Origin of the sequence: Candidatus Mycobacterium wuenschmannii (assembly GCF_030252325.1) — a bacterium.
Taxonomy (GTDB): Bacteria; Actinomycetota; Actinomycetes; order Mycobacteriales; family Mycobacteriaceae; genus Mycobacterium; species Mycobacterium wuenschmannii.
In genome coordinates this window covers 538,579-553,607 of sequence record NZ_CP126981.1, presented here as the reverse complement: position 1 = coordinate 553,607, position 15,029 = coordinate 538,579, and the positions used below count along the sequence as shown (strand labels likewise).

Annotated in this window: 15 protein-coding genes; 8 read left to right on the top strand and 7 right to left on the bottom strand. The window is 67.3% G+C overall.

Going from position 1 to position 15,029, the window contains the following annotated elements:
* Position 1: 1 nt before the first annotated feature.
* Positions 2-1,288 (top strand): ribonuclease D, encoded by a 1,287-nt coding sequence (locus PT015_RS02820; RefSeq protein WP_285188651.1) that lies wholly within the window; start codon positions 2-4, stop codon positions 1,286-1,288.
* Here PT015_RS02820 and dxs read toward each other — a convergent pair.
* A complete protein-coding gene (dxs, locus tag PT015_RS02815; protein ID WP_285188649.1) occupies positions 1,285-3,204 on the bottom strand; it encodes a 1-deoxy-D-xylulose-5-phosphate synthase in 1,920 nt (639 codons plus the stop codon). The genes PT015_RS02820 and dxs overlap by 4 nt on opposite strands.
* A 351-nt stretch (positions 3,205-3,555) precedes the next feature.
* Between dxs and PT015_RS02810 the strand changes: the two genes are divergently transcribed.
* The 4 genes from PT015_RS02810 to PT015_RS02795 all read left to right on the top strand — a co-directional run bounded on the left by PT015_RS02810 (position 3,556) and on the right by PT015_RS02795 (position 7,191).
* The gene (locus tag PT015_RS02810; RefSeq protein ID WP_285188647.1) at positions 3,556-4,857 is read left to right on the top strand and encodes an ArsB/NhaD family transporter; all 1,302 of its coding nucleotides are present in this window, start codon (positions 3,556-3,558) and stop codon (positions 4,855-4,857) included.
* 28 nt (positions 4,858-4,885) lie between these two features.
* Positions 4,886-5,326: a CBS domain-containing protein gene (locus PT015_RS02805; protein ID WP_285188646.1), complete on the top strand. Its 441-nt coding sequence runs from the start codon at positions 4,886-4,888 to the stop codon at positions 5,324-5,326.
* Between the two features lie 90 nt (positions 5,327-5,416).
* A complete protein-coding gene (locus tag PT015_RS02800) occupies positions 5,417-5,863 on the top strand; it encodes a CBS domain-containing protein (protein ID WP_285188644.1) in 447 nt (148 codons plus the stop codon).
* A gap of 38 nt (positions 5,864-5,901) precedes the next feature.
* Complete coding sequence (locus PT015_RS02795; protein WP_285188642.1) at positions 5,902-7,191, top strand: ArsB/NhaD family transporter; 1,290 nt, start codon at positions 5,902-5,904, stop codon at positions 7,189-7,191.
* 4 nt (positions 7,192-7,195) lie between these two features.
* On the opposite strand, the gene PT015_RS02790 is transcribed toward PT015_RS02795, so the two are convergent.
* Complete coding sequence (locus PT015_RS02790) at positions 7,196-8,374, bottom strand: class I SAM-dependent RNA methyltransferase (RefSeq protein WP_390887987.1); 1,179 nt, start codon at positions 8,372-8,374, stop codon at positions 7,196-7,198.
* Between the two features lie 32 nt (positions 8,375-8,406).
* The gene (locus PT015_RS02785; protein WP_285188638.1) at positions 8,407-10,398 is read right to left on the bottom strand and encodes an APC family permease; all 1,992 of its coding nucleotides are present in this window, start codon (positions 10,396-10,398) and stop codon (positions 8,407-8,409) included.
* A gap of 107 nt (positions 10,399-10,505) precedes the next feature.
* On the opposite strand from PT015_RS02785, the gene PT015_RS02780 reads away from it, so the two are divergent.
* Both PT015_RS02780 and PT015_RS02775 read left to right on the top strand, forming a co-directional pair.
* Complete coding sequence (locus PT015_RS02780) at positions 10,506-11,177, top strand: potassium channel family protein (RefSeq protein ID WP_285188636.1); 672 nt, start codon at positions 10,506-10,508, stop codon at positions 11,175-11,177.
* A gap of 49 nt (positions 11,178-11,226) precedes the next feature.
* Positions 11,227-11,889 (top strand): potassium channel family protein, encoded by a 663-nt coding sequence (locus tag PT015_RS02775; RefSeq protein WP_285188634.1) that lies wholly within the window; start codon positions 11,227-11,229, stop codon positions 11,887-11,889.
* Here PT015_RS02775 and PT015_RS02770 read toward each other — a convergent pair.
* Together PT015_RS02770 and PT015_RS02765 are read right to left on the bottom strand one after the other, a co-directional pair.
* On the bottom strand, positions 11,840-12,472 hold the full coding sequence (locus PT015_RS02770; protein ID WP_285190894.1) for a DUF3159 domain-containing protein: 633 nt from the start codon (positions 12,470-12,472) through the stop codon (positions 11,840-11,842). The two genes, PT015_RS02775 and PT015_RS02770, sit on opposite strands and share 50 nt — an antisense overlap.
* 77 nt (positions 12,473-12,549) lie before the next feature.
* Positions 12,550-12,918, bottom strand: coding sequence for an OB-fold nucleic acid binding domain-containing protein (locus tag PT015_RS02765; protein WP_285188632.1), 369 nt, complete (start codon positions 12,916-12,918; stop codon positions 12,550-12,552).
* A 101-nt stretch (positions 12,919-13,019) separates the two neighbouring features.
* On the opposite strand from PT015_RS02765, the gene PT015_RS02760 reads away from it, so the two are divergent.
* Positions 13,020-13,730, top strand: a complete 711-nt coding sequence (locus PT015_RS02760) for an alpha/beta fold hydrolase (protein WP_285188629.1) — start codon at positions 13,020-13,022, stop codon at positions 13,728-13,730.
* On the opposite strand, the gene PT015_RS02755 is transcribed toward PT015_RS02760, so the two are convergent.
* Both PT015_RS02755 and dut read right to left on the bottom strand, forming a co-directional pair.
* Positions 13,727-14,497: a DUF3710 domain-containing protein gene (locus PT015_RS02755; RefSeq protein WP_285188627.1), complete on the bottom strand. Its 771-nt coding sequence runs from the start codon at positions 14,495-14,497 to the stop codon at positions 13,727-13,729. The two genes, PT015_RS02760 and PT015_RS02755, sit on opposite strands and share 4 nt — an antisense overlap.
* Positions 14,498-14,557: 60 nt before the next feature.
* On the bottom strand, positions 14,558-15,022 hold the full coding sequence (dut, locus tag PT015_RS02750) for a dUTP diphosphatase (RefSeq protein WP_285188626.1): 465 nt from the start codon (positions 15,020-15,022) through the stop codon (positions 14,558-14,560).
* Positions 15,023-15,029 lie beyond the last annotated feature (7 nt).

Here is a 15,029-nt window from a genome sequence, read left to right as displayed (position 1 = left end):
CATGGCCAGCGAGCCGACAGAGACACCTACCGACACGCCCGACGCCGCGGAACCCGACGTCACGCCCTTGCTGCACCCCGCCGACGGGGTGCCCGATCTCTCGGTCACTGCCGACGAAATCAAAGCTGCCGCAACACTATTGGCGGGCGGCCAGGGGCCCTTCGCGGTCGACGCCGAGCGGGCGTCGGGGTTCCGGTACTCCAACCGCGCCTACCTGATTCAGATCCGGCGGGCCGGCGCAGGCACCGTGCTGATCGATCCGGTGAGCCATGGCGGCGCCTCGTTGGACGTGCTGCGGCCCGTAGCCGATGTGCTCTCCGACGACGAGTGGATACTGCACGCGGCCGACCAGGACCTGCCGTGCCTGGCCGAGGTAGGCATGCAACCGCCGGCGCTCTACGACACCGAATTGGCCGGGCGGCTGGCCGGATTCGACCGGGTGAACCTCGCGGCAATGACTCAGCGCCTGCTCGGCGTGGGGTTGGCCAAAGGCCACGGCGCGGCGGACTGGTCGCGACGCCCGCTGCCGGCGGCCTGGCTCAACTACGCGGCCCTCGACGTCGAGGTGTTGATCGACTTGCGCCACGCGATTGCGGCCGTGCTGGAAGAACAGGGCAAAAGCGGTTGGGCCGCACAGGAATTCGACTTTCTGCGGATCGCCGGTCAGGGTCCGCCGACCACCCGGCGGGACCGCTGGCGACGGACGTCAGGCATCCACAAGGTACGCAACCAGCGGGCGCTGGCCGCGGTCCGCGAATTATGGACTGTGCGAGACGAAATCGCGCAGCGACGCGACATCGCGCCGGGCCGCATCCTGCCCGACTCGGCGATCATCGAGGCTGCCACCACCGACCCCAAAACGCTCGACGACCTGGTCGCACTGCCGATCTTCGGCGGAAAACGGCAGCGCCGCAGCGCGTCCACCTGGCTGGCCGCGCTCAAGGTCGCACGCGAAAACCCCGGCCCCACTGAGGAAGCCGAGCCCCCGAACGGCCCACCGGCCCCCGCGCGCTGGGCGCGCCGACGGCCTGAGGCGGCCGTGCGCCTCGACGCCGCCCGATCGGCGCTGCGTGATCTATCGGAAAAGGTCACGGTACCGGCGGAGAACCTGGTGACACCCGAATTGATCCGGCGGCTGTGCTGGGACTGGGAGGACCCCGCCGGTGACGTCGCCACCGCGATCGACGAATTCCTGGCCGCCGGACAGGCCCGCGCTTGGCAGCGCGAGTTGGCCGTGCCGGTGCTGACCTCGGCGCTGCAGACGCCGCCCGCACCCGCCGAGGACTAATCCAGGCGTTCGGTGATCGCCGCGCCGGAGTCGACGCCGTCGCCGGACAACGCGGCGATCCAGCCGGTGATGCGACGGGCCACGTGCTGGTCGGTCAGGCCGGAGTCGTCGAGCACCTCACCGCGCGAGGCCTGGTCGAAAAACTGTTGCGGCAGACCGATATCGCGGCAGGGTACGTCGATCTCGGCGGCCCGCAGCGCGGCCGACACCGCCGAGCCGATACCACCGGACACCCCGTTGTCTTCCAGCGTGACGACGACCTTGTGCGCGATCGCGAGCTCCGCCAACGCCTCCGACACCGGCAGCACCCACCGCGGGTCGATCACCGTGACGCCGATGCCCTGGTCGCGCAGCCGCTCGGCCACCGCGAGCGCCATCGACGCGAACGCGCCGACCGAAACCAGCAGCACGTCGGCGCCCAGGCCGTCGGTCGGCACCGCGAGCACGTCCAGCCCGGAGTGCTTTTGGACAGCCGGAATGTCCTCGCCGACATCTCCTTTCGGGAACCGGATCACGGTCGGGCCGTCGTCGACGGCCAGCGCCTCGCCGAGCTCCTCGCGCAAGCGGGCGCCGTCGCGGGGTGCGGCCACCCGGATGCCCGGGACGATGCCCAGCATCGACATGTCCCACATGCCGTTATGACTCGCGCCGTCGCTGCCGGTGACACCTGCCCGGTCGAGCACGATCGTGACCGGCAGCTTGTGCAGGGCGACGTCCATCATGATCTGGTCGAACGCCCGGTTGAGGAACGTCGCGTAGATCGCGACGACGGGGTGCATGCCGCCCATCGCCAGCCCGGCGGCCGATGTCATCGCGTGCTGCTCGGCGATCCCGACGTCAAACAGCCTGTCCGGGAAGCGTTCTCCGAACGCGCTCAATCCAGTCGGCCCGGGCATCGCGGCGGTGATCGCGACGATGTCGCGGCGCTTGGTCGCCTGCTCGATGAGCGACTCCGAGAAGGTCGCCGTCCAACTCGGCCCCGGCACCTTGGTGGCCAGCCCGGTCGCCGGGTCGATCACGCCGCAGGAGTGCATCTGGTCGGCCTCGTCGTCCTCGGCCGGTCCGTAGCCCCGGCCCTTCTGGGTGACGACGTGCACCAGCACCGGGCCGTGGAATCCGCGCGCCCGCTTCAGCGCAGCCTCGACGGCGTGCTCGTCGTGGCCGTCGACCGGGCCCATGTACTTCAACCCCAGGTCGGTGAACAGCAGCTGCGGCGAAAGCGCGTCCTTCACACCGGCTTTCACGCTGTGCATGAACTGGTAGGCCAGGTCGCCGACGACCGGCATACCGCGCACAGCGCTGCGGCCGCGTTCCAGCAGGCTCTCGTAGCCGGGCTGCAGACGCAGCATGGCCAGATGATTGGCCAGCCCCCCAAAGGTCGGCGCGTAGCTGCGGCCGTTGTCGTTGACGACGATCACCACCGGCCGGCGCGCAGCGGCGATGTTGTTCAACGCCTCCCAGCACATTCCACCGGTGAGCGCCCCGTCGCCGACGACCGCGACCACATGCCGGTTCCGGTGGCCGGTCAGTTCGAAGGCCTTGGCCAACCCGTCGGCGTACGACAGAGCAGCGCTGGCATGACTCGACTCGACCCAGTCGTGCTCGCTCTCCGAGCGCGACGGATAACCGGACAGCCCATCCTTTTTCCGTAACGTCGCGAAGTCCGCGGCGCGACCGGTCAGCATCTTGTGCACGTAGGACTGGTGGCCGGTGTCGAAGATGATCGGATCGTGCGGGGAGTCGAAAACCCGGTGCAGTGCCAGCGTCAACTCGACCACGCCGAGGTTCGGGCCGAGGTGCCCACCGGTCGCGGCGACCTTGTGAATGAGAAACTCGCGGATCTCGGCCGCCAGATCGTCCAGATCCGCCTGCGAGAGGTGCTGCAGATCGGCGGGCCCACGGATCTGTTCAAGCATTCCGCCAGTGTACGCAGAAGGGTCGGGCAGGCACGCGGACCAGCGCGGATACCCCGATCACCACACCTGCCACGCTCAGAAACAACACAGACAAGCCTGCTAACGTAACCCCCCGGTGTGCCGGGAAGCCTGGTCGGCGTTCTTTCGCGCTGTTCGGGTCTTCCTGCTAATTACAGGCTATTCGGGAGTGCGGCATGACTTGCTCGGTCGACGCCACCGCGCTTAGCGGACGGACGTCAGGGTTCCTCGGGGTGATCATCGAATCACGCCCATTGGCAGCGGCGATCGAATCTTGAGGGCCGCCCACCTGCACATGTCGAACTACGCAATCGCCTGCCGGCAGGACCGCCGATGAGTAGCGCGCTGTTTCACGCCGTTTACGCGTCCACTGTGTTCGTGGTCTGTTATGTGCTGATCACGACCGAGCGGTTCAACAAGACCAAAGTCGCACTGGCCGGTGCGATCTTGATGTTCTTCTTGCCTTGGTTCACGTCGGAGGACATCTTCTATTCGCGAGGCACCGGGGTGAACTGGGACGTCCTGTTCCTGTTGCTCGGGATGATGATCATCGTCAGCGTCGTCCGTCAAACCGGAGCCTTCGAATACGTGGCGATCTGGTCGGCCAAGCGCGCCAAGGGATCTCCGTTGAGGATCCTTATTTTGCTGATTCTCGTCACCGCGCTCGGCACGGCCGTTCTGGACAACGTCACGACGATTTTGCTGATCGCGCCGGTCACCCTGCTGGTGTGTGACCGTCTCGCGATGAACCCCGCGCCGTTCTTGGTCGTCGAAGCCATCGCCGCCAATATCGCCGGCGCGGCGACCCTCGTCGGAGACCCGACGAGCATCATCATCGGTACCGGCGCCCACCTGAGCTTCATCGAGTTCAGCGCCAACATGGCGCCGGCGGTGTTACTGGTTCTTACGGCGCTGATCCTCATCCTCCCGTTGCTCTACCCCGGCTTCTTCGTCGCCGATCCGGAACGGGTCGCCGACGTGATGGCCCTGAATGAACGCGAAGCGATCCGCAATTCAAAACTGCTCAAGCAGTGCTCGATCGTGCTGGCCATCGTGTTCGTCGGGTTCGTGTTGCACCAGCAGATCCACATGGAACCGTCGATGGTGGCGATGGCCGGTGCCGGAATTCTGATCGTGATCTCGGGCATCGAGCGAGAGTTCTACCTGGCCAGCGTGGAGTGGGAAACGCTGTTGTTCTTCGCCGGCCTGTTCGTCATGGTCGGAGCGCTGGTGCGGACTGGAGTGATCAAGGAATTAGCCCAAGTCGCCAGCCACGTCGCGCAAGGAGACGCCTGGAAGGCGACGCTGCTTCTGCTCACTATTTCTTTCACGATCGGCAGCGTCATCAACAATGTTCCCTACGCGGCCGCGATGACCCCGATCGTCGCGCAATTCGCCGACTCCATCCCCGGACACGCGAGCTCCGGCGTGCTGTGGTGGGCGCTGCTGCTCGGAACGGTGCTCGGCGGAAATCTGACGATGGTCGGCGCAAGCGCGAACATCGTGGCGGTCGGGATCGCGGAGCGGTCCGGTCATCCAGTCTCGTTCTGGGACTTCACCAAACGCGGAGCAGCGGTCACGTTCATGTCGTTTGTGCTGTCCCTCGGCTACCTGTGGCTGCGCTACTTCGCCTAGCGGCGAGCATTGGTCGTATGGTGGCGTAGTGCGAGCTGAGGAACTCGACGAGCAGTTTCCCATCGTGGACGTGGACTCCGACGCCCTCGAGGCCGCGCGCATGATCGCCGAGCATCACCTGCCGGGGCTGATCGTCATTGACTCTTCGCGCAAGCCGTATGCCGTGCTGCTGGCCTCCGAGGTGTTGCACCTGATCCTGCCGCGCTATGTGCAGGACAACATGATGTTGGCCGGTGTCATGGGCGACGCGCTCGCCGATCACGCCCAGAACCTGGCCGGTAAGACCGTCGGGGACGTACTGCCCAAGCAGCCGAAGAAGATCCCTTCGGTGGACGCGCGCGACGGCGTCATCAAGGTGGCCGCCGAGATGGCGCAGCTGCGTACGCCGTTGATCGCGGTGGTCCAGAACGGCGCACTGCACGGGGTGATCACCGCTTCGCGACTGCTGGCCGGAGCGCTCAAGTCGTGAGCCCGAGCGCCGCAGCGTCGAACGCAACCTGAGAATTCCCTTACGCCCATCCCATTATCCGTTTCCGTCGGACGGAAGTATTGTGTCGGTGTGCGGGCAGAGGATCTCGACGAAAAGTTTCCGGTAGTCAAAATCGACTCGAATGCGCTTGACGCGGTTCGTTTGCTCGCTGAGCACCGGCTGAACGGTTTGGTGGTCGTCACCGACACCTCCGAGACACCGTTCGCGGTGCTGCCGGCCTCGCAGGTGGTGCGTTTTATCGTCCCGGGTTACGTGCAGGACGACCCCGGTCTCGCCAGCGTGGTCACCGAGACGATGGCCGACCATGCCGCGGAGAAGTTGAGCGGCAAGACCATTCGCGAACTGCTGCCCAAACAGCGCCAGCACATCCCAGTGGCCGAAGCCGACGACACCATCATCGAGGTGGCCGAGGTCATGGCACGGTTGCGGAGCCCATTGGTCGCGGTAGTCAAAGACGGCCGACTGCATGGGGTGATCACCGCATCCCGGTTGCTAGCTGCCGCGCTCAAAGAATGACCGCGGCTACCCGCAGCACGTCGGGCTAGACGGCGCCGATGATCTATTACGCACTCGCGGTGTTCGTCGTCGCGTACGGGTTCATCATCAGTGAGCGCTTCAATAAGACCACCGTCGCGCTGACCGGTGCGGGCCTGATGCTCTGCCTGCCGGTGCTGGACTCCGCCGACGTCTTCTACTCCCAGGACAGCGGAATCGACTGGGACGTCATCTTTTTGATGCTGGGCATGATGATCATCGTCAGCATCATGCGGCAGACCGGAGCATTCGAGTACGCCGCGATCTGGGCGGTCAAGCGCGCCAACGGCTCTCCGGTGCGCATCATGATTCTATTGATGCTGGTGATGGCGCTGGCATCGGCGATCCTGCCGAACGTCGTCTCGGTACTGCTGATCGCCCCCGTCACCTTGCTGGTCTGCGAGCGGCTCGAGATCAACCCCGTCCCCTTCCTGATCGCGGAGGTGTTCGCCTCCAACATCGGCGGCGCGGCGACACTCGTCGGCGATCCACCCAACATCATCATCGGCGCCCGAAAAGGCCTGTCGTTCAACGCGTTCTTGGTAAACATGGCGCCGGTCGTGGTGATCATCATGGTGGCTCTGTGCGCTGCTGTGCCGCTGCTGTTTCGCGGCCTCGGCACGGTCGACCCCGGGCGCGTCGCCGATGTCGTCACCGTGGACGACGACGACGTCATCCACGATCGTCGGCTGTTGGTCAAATGCGGCATCGTTCTCGTCGCCGTGCTCACCGGCTTCGTCGTCTCGCCCGACATCCACATGGCGCCCTCGCTGGTGGCACTGCTCGGCGCCGGCGCGCTGATCCTGTGGTCGCGGGCGGACCAATCCGACTACATGTCCAGCGTGGAGTGGGACTCTCTACTGTTCATCCTCGGCCTGTTCATCATGGTCGGCGCACTGCTGAAGACCGGTGTGATCGGCGCGATGGGACGACTGGCGGCCAGCGCCATCGGCGGCAACATGTTGCTGGCAACGATGCTGATTCTGATCGTCTCCACCGTGGCCTCGGGCCTGATCGACAACGTGCCGTACGTCGCGACGATGACCCCGATCGTCGATCAACTGGCGAAAACCATGCCCGGTCCGTCCCATCACGACGTGCTCTGGTGGTCGCTGGCACTGGGCGGGGACCTGGGTGGCAATCTGACCGCGGTCGGCGCCACCTCCAATATCGTGATGATCGGCATCGCGATGCGGTCCGGCAACCCGATCTCGTTCTGGGAGTTCACCCGTAAAGGCATCGCGGCGACGACTCTGACCACGGTGCTGTGCGCGCTTTACCTGTGGCTGCGGTACTTCGCGCTGGCCTGAGCGGTCAGCGGGTCAGCAACGCGACGCATTCGATGTGATGGGTCAGCGGGAACGAGTCGAACACCGACAGCTTCTGCACCGCGTACCCGTGCCCTTGGTAGAGTCCGACATCGCGCGCGAATGACGCTGCCTCACAACCGATATGGACGATGCGGGGCACGTCGGCCGCGGCCAGTAGGTCGATCACCTCGCGTCCGGCGCCACCGCGCGGCGGATCGAGGACGGCCACGTCGGCGCGGCCGCGCTGCGCGGTCAGGGCCCGTCGCACCGAATCGCTAACGACGTGCACCTGCGGAAGGTCGGCCAGCGTCGCACGCGCCGCCCGCGACGCGGCCCGGGCACTGTCGACGGTGAGCACCCGGCCCGACTCCCCCACCGCGTCGGCCAGGCCGGCGGCGAAAAGGCCCGCGCCACCGTAGAGGTCCCACGCCGTCGCCCCCGGATCGGGTTGAGCCCACTCGCCGACCAGCTCGCTGTAGGTCCGGGCGGCGTCGCGGTGGGCTTGCCAGAACCCGGTCACCGGCACCTGCCAGCTGTGCCGGCCCGCACGCTGCACACCCGAATGGCCGCCTTCGATCACGTCGGTCGCGTTGCGCCGGCCGTGGCGCACAGTCCGAGCGACATGTCGCTGCCCGTCGTCGTCGAGCACGACGTGCAGGTGCGCGCCGGGCGGCCAAGCCGTGTCGGTCAGCCCGTCGGTGATCCCCGGCGGCAGCTGACCGCAGTGCAGATCGGTGACCAGATCCTTGCTGTGGTAGCGGTGAAATCCCGGTCGGCCGTCCCCGCCGACGTCGAGCCGGATGCGCGTCCGCCAGCCGGTGGGCCCGGTCGGGCCGAGCGGCCGGACCTCATCGTCCCACTGGTAATTACCCAGGCGCGCAAGCTGATTGGAGACGACGGCGGCTTTCAAGGCCCGCGCCGCGGTCGGCTCGACGAACGCGAGGTCGCAGCAACCCGCCCCGTCGACGCCGGCTATCGGGCACAGCGACTCCGCCCGGTCGGCGGACGGGTCGATCACCTCGAGTGTCTCGGCATGCCAATACGATCCCCGGTCGGCGGTGACCCGCACCCGGACCTGCTCGCCGGGCAGCGCGTAACGGACGAACACCACCCGACCGTCGTGGCGCGCCACGCAACTACCGCCGTTGGCGGGCGCGCCCACGGTCAGCGTCAGCTCCTGCAACGCCGGTGGCGGCGCCGCGGTGGTGTCCGAGGTCAATCGAAGATCCCGCGACGCGCATCGCCAGGCGCGGCATGCGGTTGTAAAGTCTTGATCCGCTCCGACGAATTCAGTTGCCATGGAACGGAAGTCACCATCACGCCGGGCATGAAAAGCAGCCGTCCCTTGAGCCGCAGCGCGCTCTGGTTGTGCAGCACGTGCTCCCACCAGTGACCGACCACGTATTCCGGCAGGAACACGGTGACCACGCTGCGCGGCGACTCCTTGCTGACCCGCTTCACGTAATCGAGGATGGGACGGGTGATTTCGCGATATGGCGAGGCGATCACCTTCAGCGGCACGTTGAGGTTGCTGTCTTCCCACCGGCGGACGAGCTTGCGGGTCTCGGCATCGTCGACGCTGACCGTGATCGCCTCGAGCACATCGGGCCTCGTCGCCCGTGCGTAGGCCAGCGCGCGCAAGGTCGGCAGATGCAACTTCGACACCAGCACGATCGCATGGTTCTTGCTCGGCAGCACCATGTCGTTGTCGACCGCATGCTGCTCGATCTCCCGGCTGACCGTGTCGTAGTGCTTGCGGATCATCTTCATCAGGACGAACAGCAGGGCCATCGCGACGATCGCGATCCAGGCGCCCGCCAGGAACTTGGTGACCATCACGACGAGTAGCACCGTTCCGGTGGCCACGAACCCGATCGTGTTGACCACCCGGGAGCGGATCATCCTGCTGCGGGCAGCGGGATCGGATTCGTTGCGCAGCAACCGAGTCCAGTGCCGGACCATTCCGATTTGGCTCAGGGTGAACGAAATGAAGACGCCCACGATGTAGAGCTGGATCAACGCGGTGACTTGCGCCCGGAACGCGATGATCGCCGCCAGCGCGGCCACCGCCAGGAACACGATGCCGTTGGAGAACGCGAGGCGGTCGCCGCGAGTGTGCAACTGGCGGGGCAGATAGCTGTCCTGCGCGAGCACCGAGCCCAATACCGGAAAGCCATTGAACGCCGTGTTGGCCGCCAGCACCAAGATCAGCGCTGTCACGACGGCGATCAGCAGGAAGCCGATGTGGAAGCTGCCGAACACCGTCTGCGCGATCTGGGTGACGAGCGTCTTCTGCTGGTAGCCCGCCGGGGCGCCGCTCAACTGCGCGTCCGGGTCGTCGACGATCTGGACCTTGGTCTCCTTGGCCAGCAGGATGATGCCCATCAGCAGGCTGACCGCGATACCGCCGAGCATCAGCAGCGTCGTTGCCGCGTTGCGCGACTTGGGCTTTCGGAAGGCCGGCACTCCGTTGCTGATCGCCTCGACCCCGGTCAGCGCCGCACACCCCGACGAAAACGACCGCGCGACCAGGAACGCGAACGCGAAGCCGGTGATCGCCCCGTGTTCGGCGTGCATCGTGAAGCCGGCGGACTCGGCGCGCAGTGGCTCGCCCATCAGATAGATCCGGATCAGCCCCCAGCCGAGCATCGCGCCGACGCCGATGATGAACGCGTAGGTCGGAATGGCAAAGGCCACACCGGATTCCCGGATGCCGCGCAGGTTCAACCCCATCACGAGCAGGATGGCCGCGACGCAGAACAGCACCTTGTGGGTGGCCACGAACGGGATCGCGGAGCCGATGTTCGACATCGCAGACGCGGTCGAAACGGCAACAGTGAGAACGTAATCCACCATCAGCGCGCTGGCCACGGTGAGCCCGGCGTTGGACCCGAGGTTGGTGGTGACCACCTCGTAGTCCCCGCCGCCGGAGGGGTAGGCGTGCACGTTCTGCCTATAGCTGGCGACCACCACCAGCATCACTGCGGCGACCGCGACACCGATCCACGGTGTCAGCGCGTAAGCCGTCAGCCCCGCCACCGACAGCATCAGGAAGACCTCTTCGGGGGCGTATGCGACCGAGGACAGCGCGTCGGAGGCGAACACCGGCAGCGCGATCCGCTTGGGCAGCAGGGTGTGGCTCAGCCGGTCGCTGCGAAACGGCCGACCCAGCAGGAGTCGGCGCGCCGCAGTCGAAAGTTTGGACACGAGAGCCAAGAGTAAGCGCAACCGTGCCTGCCGGTACGGTTCGGTGGACGAGAATGTCTGCCAAATCGGCTGGCCATTACGGCTGACCGGGCCGAGAGGACGTCTGAGTGCGAGTCGTTGTGATGGGCTGCGGCCGGGTCGGATCGTCGGTCGCCGACGGTCTGTCCCGCATCGGCCACGAGGTAGCGGTGATCGACAGCGACAGCACCGCGTTCAGTCGCCTCAGCCCCGAGTTCGCCGGCGAGCGGGTGCTCGGACTGGGATTCGACCGCGACGTGTTGTTGAAGGCCGGTATCGAGGGCGCCGATGCCTTCGCCGCGGTGTCCTCCGGCGACAACTCCAACATCATCTCCGCGCGCCTGGCCCGCGAGACGTTCGGCGTCCGGCGGGTGGTCGCCCGGATCTACGACGCCAAGCGCGCCGAGGTCTACGAGCGCCTCGGCATTCCAACAATCGCCACGGTGCCCTGGACGACGGACCGGTTGCTGCACGCGCTGACCCGCGAGAGCGAGACCGCCAAGTGGCGGGACCCGAGCGGGACCGTCGCCGTCCTGGAACTGGCGCTGCACGAGGATTGGGTGGGCCGCCTGGTCACCGACCTCGAGAGCGCCACCGAGGCGCGGGTGGCGTTTCTGATCCGGTTCGGCACCGGCATCCTGCCCGAGCCCAAGACCGTCATCCAGTCCGGCGATCAGATCTACATCGCGGCGATCTCCGGACACGCGGCCGAGGCGCTGGCCATCGCGGCGCTGCCGCCGAGCGAGGACCCTGAACAGTGAAGCGCGCCGGCGACGATGCAGAGTTCATCGATGAGGAGGAGCGGCGCCAATGAAGGTCGCCATTGCCGGTGCGGGGGCCGTCGGTCGCTCCGTGGCGCGCGAGCTGATCGAGAACCACCACGACGTGACGCTGATCGAGCGCAACCCGGAACACATCGACGAGGACGCCATCCCGGCCGCACACTGGCGGTTCGGTGACGCGTGCGAGGTGAGTGTGCTGGAGTCGGTGCACCTGCACGAGTTCGACGTGGTGGTGGCCGCCACCGGCGACGACAAGGCCAACGTGGTGCTCAGCCTGCTGGCCAAGACGGAGTTCGCGGTGCCCCGCGTGGTGGCCCGGGTCAACGACCCGCGTAACGAGTGGTTGTTCACCGATGCCTGGGGTGTCGACGTGGCGGTGTCCACCCCCCGGATGCTGGCGTCGCTGATCGAGGAGGCCGTCGCGGTCGGAGATCTGGTGCGGCTGATGGAGTTCCGGAAGGGTCAGGCCAACCTGGTCGAGATCACGCTGCCGGACAACACGCCGTGGGGCGGCAAGCCGGTGCGCAAGCTGCAGTTGCCGCGCGACGTCGCGCTGGTCACCATCCTGCGCGGACCGCGGGTGATCGTGCCGCAGGACGACGAGCCGTTGGAAGGCGGCGACGAGCTGTTGTTCGTCGCGGTCACCGAGGCGGAAGAGGAACTGCGTCAGCATCTGCTGCCGCCTCAGTGAGCTCGACATCGAGCGCGCGCTGCGCCGTGCGGATCGCCAGGAACGTCACCAGCGCCGCCACCGCCGTCAGCGGCCAACCCATCGCGATGCGGGCCACCACCAGCCAGCCGGTGTGGTCGGAGTCGTAGAGCACCCGCTGCACCACGAAACGGGCCGTGAACACCACCACCCAGGTGAACGTCGCGACGTCGAACGCGTAGACCGCGCGACGCACACCGCGCCAGCCCCGGTCGTGGCCGTGCAGCCAGCTCCAGATGTAGCCCACGACGGGCCGGCGAATCACGATCGACACCGCGAAGATCGCCGCATAGATCAAAGACGTCCAGATGCCCAGCAGGAAGTAGCCTTTCGACTCCCCCATCAGGTAGGCGATCAGCACGCAGACCGCGACGCCGATCAACCCGGACACCGCCGGCTGCACGGACTCCCGGCGGAGCAGCCGCCACACGAGGATCAGCGCGGCCACGCCCAGCGCGGCACCGGACGCCGCGGCCAGACCGAGCAGCTTGGAGGTGCCGACGAACACGAGCACCGGCAGCGACGAATAGACGATCCCGGAGACCCCGCCGAGCTGCTCCATCATGCGCTCAGCCGGGGTGCTGCCGTCGGTCAGTTCGCCGTCGACGGCCTCAACCGTGTCGCCGGCGTCGTTGGCACGGCTCACCGCTGAATCTCGTAGTGCGGGTTGTAGATCGCTTTGCTGCCGTTCTCCAGCTTGCCGAGCCGCCCCTGAACACGCAGCGTGCGACCCGACTCGATGCCGGGAATCCGGCGCTGGCCCAACCACACCAGCTCGATGGTGTCGGTGCCGTCGAAGAGTTCCGCGCGCACCCCGTCGGAACAGCCCTGGCCGTTGCATTCGACGCTGCGCAGCATGCCGACCACCGTGACCTCTTGGCCGCGCTCACAATCGATGGCCCGTTGCGCCCCGGTCGTCACCGCCTCGTCGCACAACTCCTCGGCGTCACGCTGTTCGGGGTCCTCCGTCAATCGACGGGTAAGCCGGCGCAGATAACCTTCCGCCGCCATGGGCTCTCCTGAGCATCTGAATTGCTGGTCGTGTAATCCCAACGGACACCGTAGACCGATTGGTTCCCCAATGCCACGCGGCACCCGGGCAGTATCGAGGGGTGACTATCGACCTGCGCGGGGCACGCGCCATCGTGTTTCCCGGGACGGGGTCCGACGACCGCTACGTCGTCCGGGCGTTTGCCGGGCCGCTGCGGTCCGCGGGGGCCGAACTGGTTGCACCGGCGCCGCAGCCGGCCCGGTTGATCGCCGGCTACGTCGACGCCATGGACGAGGCCGCGCGCCATGGGCCCATCGTGGTCGGCGGGGTCTCGCTGGGCGCAGCGGTGTCGCTGGCGTGGGCATTGCGCCACCCCGAGCGCACGGTCGCGGTGCTGGCCGCGCTGCCGGCCTGGACGGGTGCACCCGACGGCGCGACGGCCGCACTCGCGGCCCAGGTCTCGGCGCGGCAATTGCGCGCGGACGGCCTGGAGGCGACGACGGCGCAGATGCGGGCGTCCAGCCCCCCGTGGCTGGCCGACGAGCTGACCCGGTCGTGGCTGGGCCAGTGGCCGCATCTGCCGGATGCAATGACGGAGGCCGCGGCCTACGTCGCGCCGGCACCGGCCGAGATCGCGCGACTGGCCACTCCGCTGGGTGTCGCTGCGGCGCTGGACGATCCGATACACCCCGTCGACGTCGGCCGTGAGTGGGCGGCCACCGCGCCGCGGGCGGCGCTGCGCACCGTCACCCTCGACCAGATCGGGGCGGATCCATCCGCGCTGGGCGCCGCCTGCTTGGCCGCGGCGGCGGACGCGGCGACCCGCGACTAGTTGCCGGTACCGCGCAGCTGCTGCATCGCCGACCCGGAGGCACTGCGACGTTCCGGCGGGGTGTCCTCGCCGGCTGCATCTGTCGGCGGCCCGACCGGCTGGTCAACGGCGGTGCCCTGCGCCGCCGCGGCGTCGCGCAGCTGTGACGCCATCGGCTCGGGCAGCTGCACCGGCAGCGGGGTGCGCACCGGCAGCGGGGTGTCACCCCGTCGAATCACCGTGTCCAGCAACGCGTTTCGCGCCTCTTCGGTGAGCGCATCGATGCTCTCGGCGGAGCCGTTGACCACGCAGCGGATCATCCAGCGATAACCGTCTACCCCGATGAAGCGCACGGCCCCGGTCGCGGTGCCGACCACCTCGCGGCCCCAACGACCGTCCTGGATGGTCACCTCGGCCCCGTCGTTGCGCAGCGAGTCGGCGAGCTCGCCGGCCACCTCCCGCCACAGTCCGCCCGTCTTGGGAGCGGCATAGGCCGCGATGGTGAAGCGGCCGTTGGCCGTGACCACCCACACCGCGCTCGGGACGCCGTTCTCGGTGAGCTCGACCTGCAACTGCGCCGCGGGCGGTAGCGGTACGAGCACCGAGCCGAGGTCGAGGCGGCCCGCGGTGGCGATCGCCGACTCGTCGAAGTCCTCGATGTCGAACGGGCCGTCGAGATCATCGGTGTCTACTGGAACCTCTACCGGCGTGTCCGGCTTCCGTTGCGCAGCAGGGGTTTCCGGCTCGTCGACCGAGTCGTCTTTGGATTTACGTCTGCCAAATGCCATGGCCTGCGCCGCCCCTCCTGCCTTTCAGGATCACTCTGTCCTGTCTATCGTCGTCGGCGGTCACAAACTCGCATGTCCGCCGGAGGAGCCGTGGCCGCCGTCGCCACGAGAGGTATCGGCCAGCCCAGCCTCGTCGAACGACGACACCTCGACGAGGTCGACCAGTTCGACGCGCTGCACCAGCAGCTGCGCGATGCGATCACCGCGGTTGACCTTGATCGGCGTCACGGGGTCGAAGTTGATCAATGAGACCTTGATCTCACCACGGTAACCCGCATCGACGGTGCCGGGGCTGTTGACGATCGAAAGTCCCACCCGCGCAGCCAATCCGGATCGCGGATGCACCAGACCCACCATCCCGACCGGAATAGCCACCGCGATCCCCGTTGCCACCAGCGCCCGGTGACCGGGCGCCAACTCGACGTCCTCCGCGCTGTAAAGATCCACGCCGGCATCGCCGTGATGGGCCCGGGCGGGCAGCGGAAGCCCGGGATCGAGACGAACAACCGCCAGACTGGTCGACACGGGGGCA

Excerpts from the sequence above, each read along its gene's own strand:
- PT015_RS02810 (WP_285188647.1), top strand. The coding sequence starts at position 3,556 with ATGAGTAGCGCGCTGTTTCACGCCGTTTACGCGTCCACTGTGTTCGTG.
- PT015_RS02795 (WP_285188642.1), top strand. The coding sequence starts at position 5,902 with ATGATCTATTACGCACTCGCGGTGTTCGTCGTCGCGTACGGGTTCATC.
- PT015_RS02755 (WP_285188627.1), bottom strand. The coding sequence starts at position 14,497 with ATGGCATTTGGCAGACGTAAATCCAAAGACGACTCGGTCGACGAGCCG.
- PT015_RS02770 (WP_285190894.1), bottom strand. The coding sequence starts at position 12,472 with ATGATGGAGCAGCTCGGCGGGGTCTCCGGGATCGTCTATTCGTCGCTG.
- PT015_RS02775 (WP_285188634.1), top strand. The coding sequence starts at position 11,227 with ATGAAGGTCGCCATTGCCGGTGCGGGGGCCGTCGGTCGCTCCGTGGCG.
- PT015_RS02820 (WP_285188651.1), top strand. The coding sequence starts at position 2 with ATGGCCAGCGAGCCGACAGAGACACCTACCGACACGCCCGACGCCGCG.
- PT015_RS02765 (WP_285188632.1), bottom strand. The coding sequence starts at position 12,918 with ATGGCGGCGGAAGGTTATCTGCGCCGGCTTACCCGTCGATTGACGGAG.
- dxs (WP_285188649.1), bottom strand. The coding sequence starts at position 3,204 with ATGCTTGAACAGATCCGTGGGCCCGCCGATCTGCAGCACCTCTCGCAG.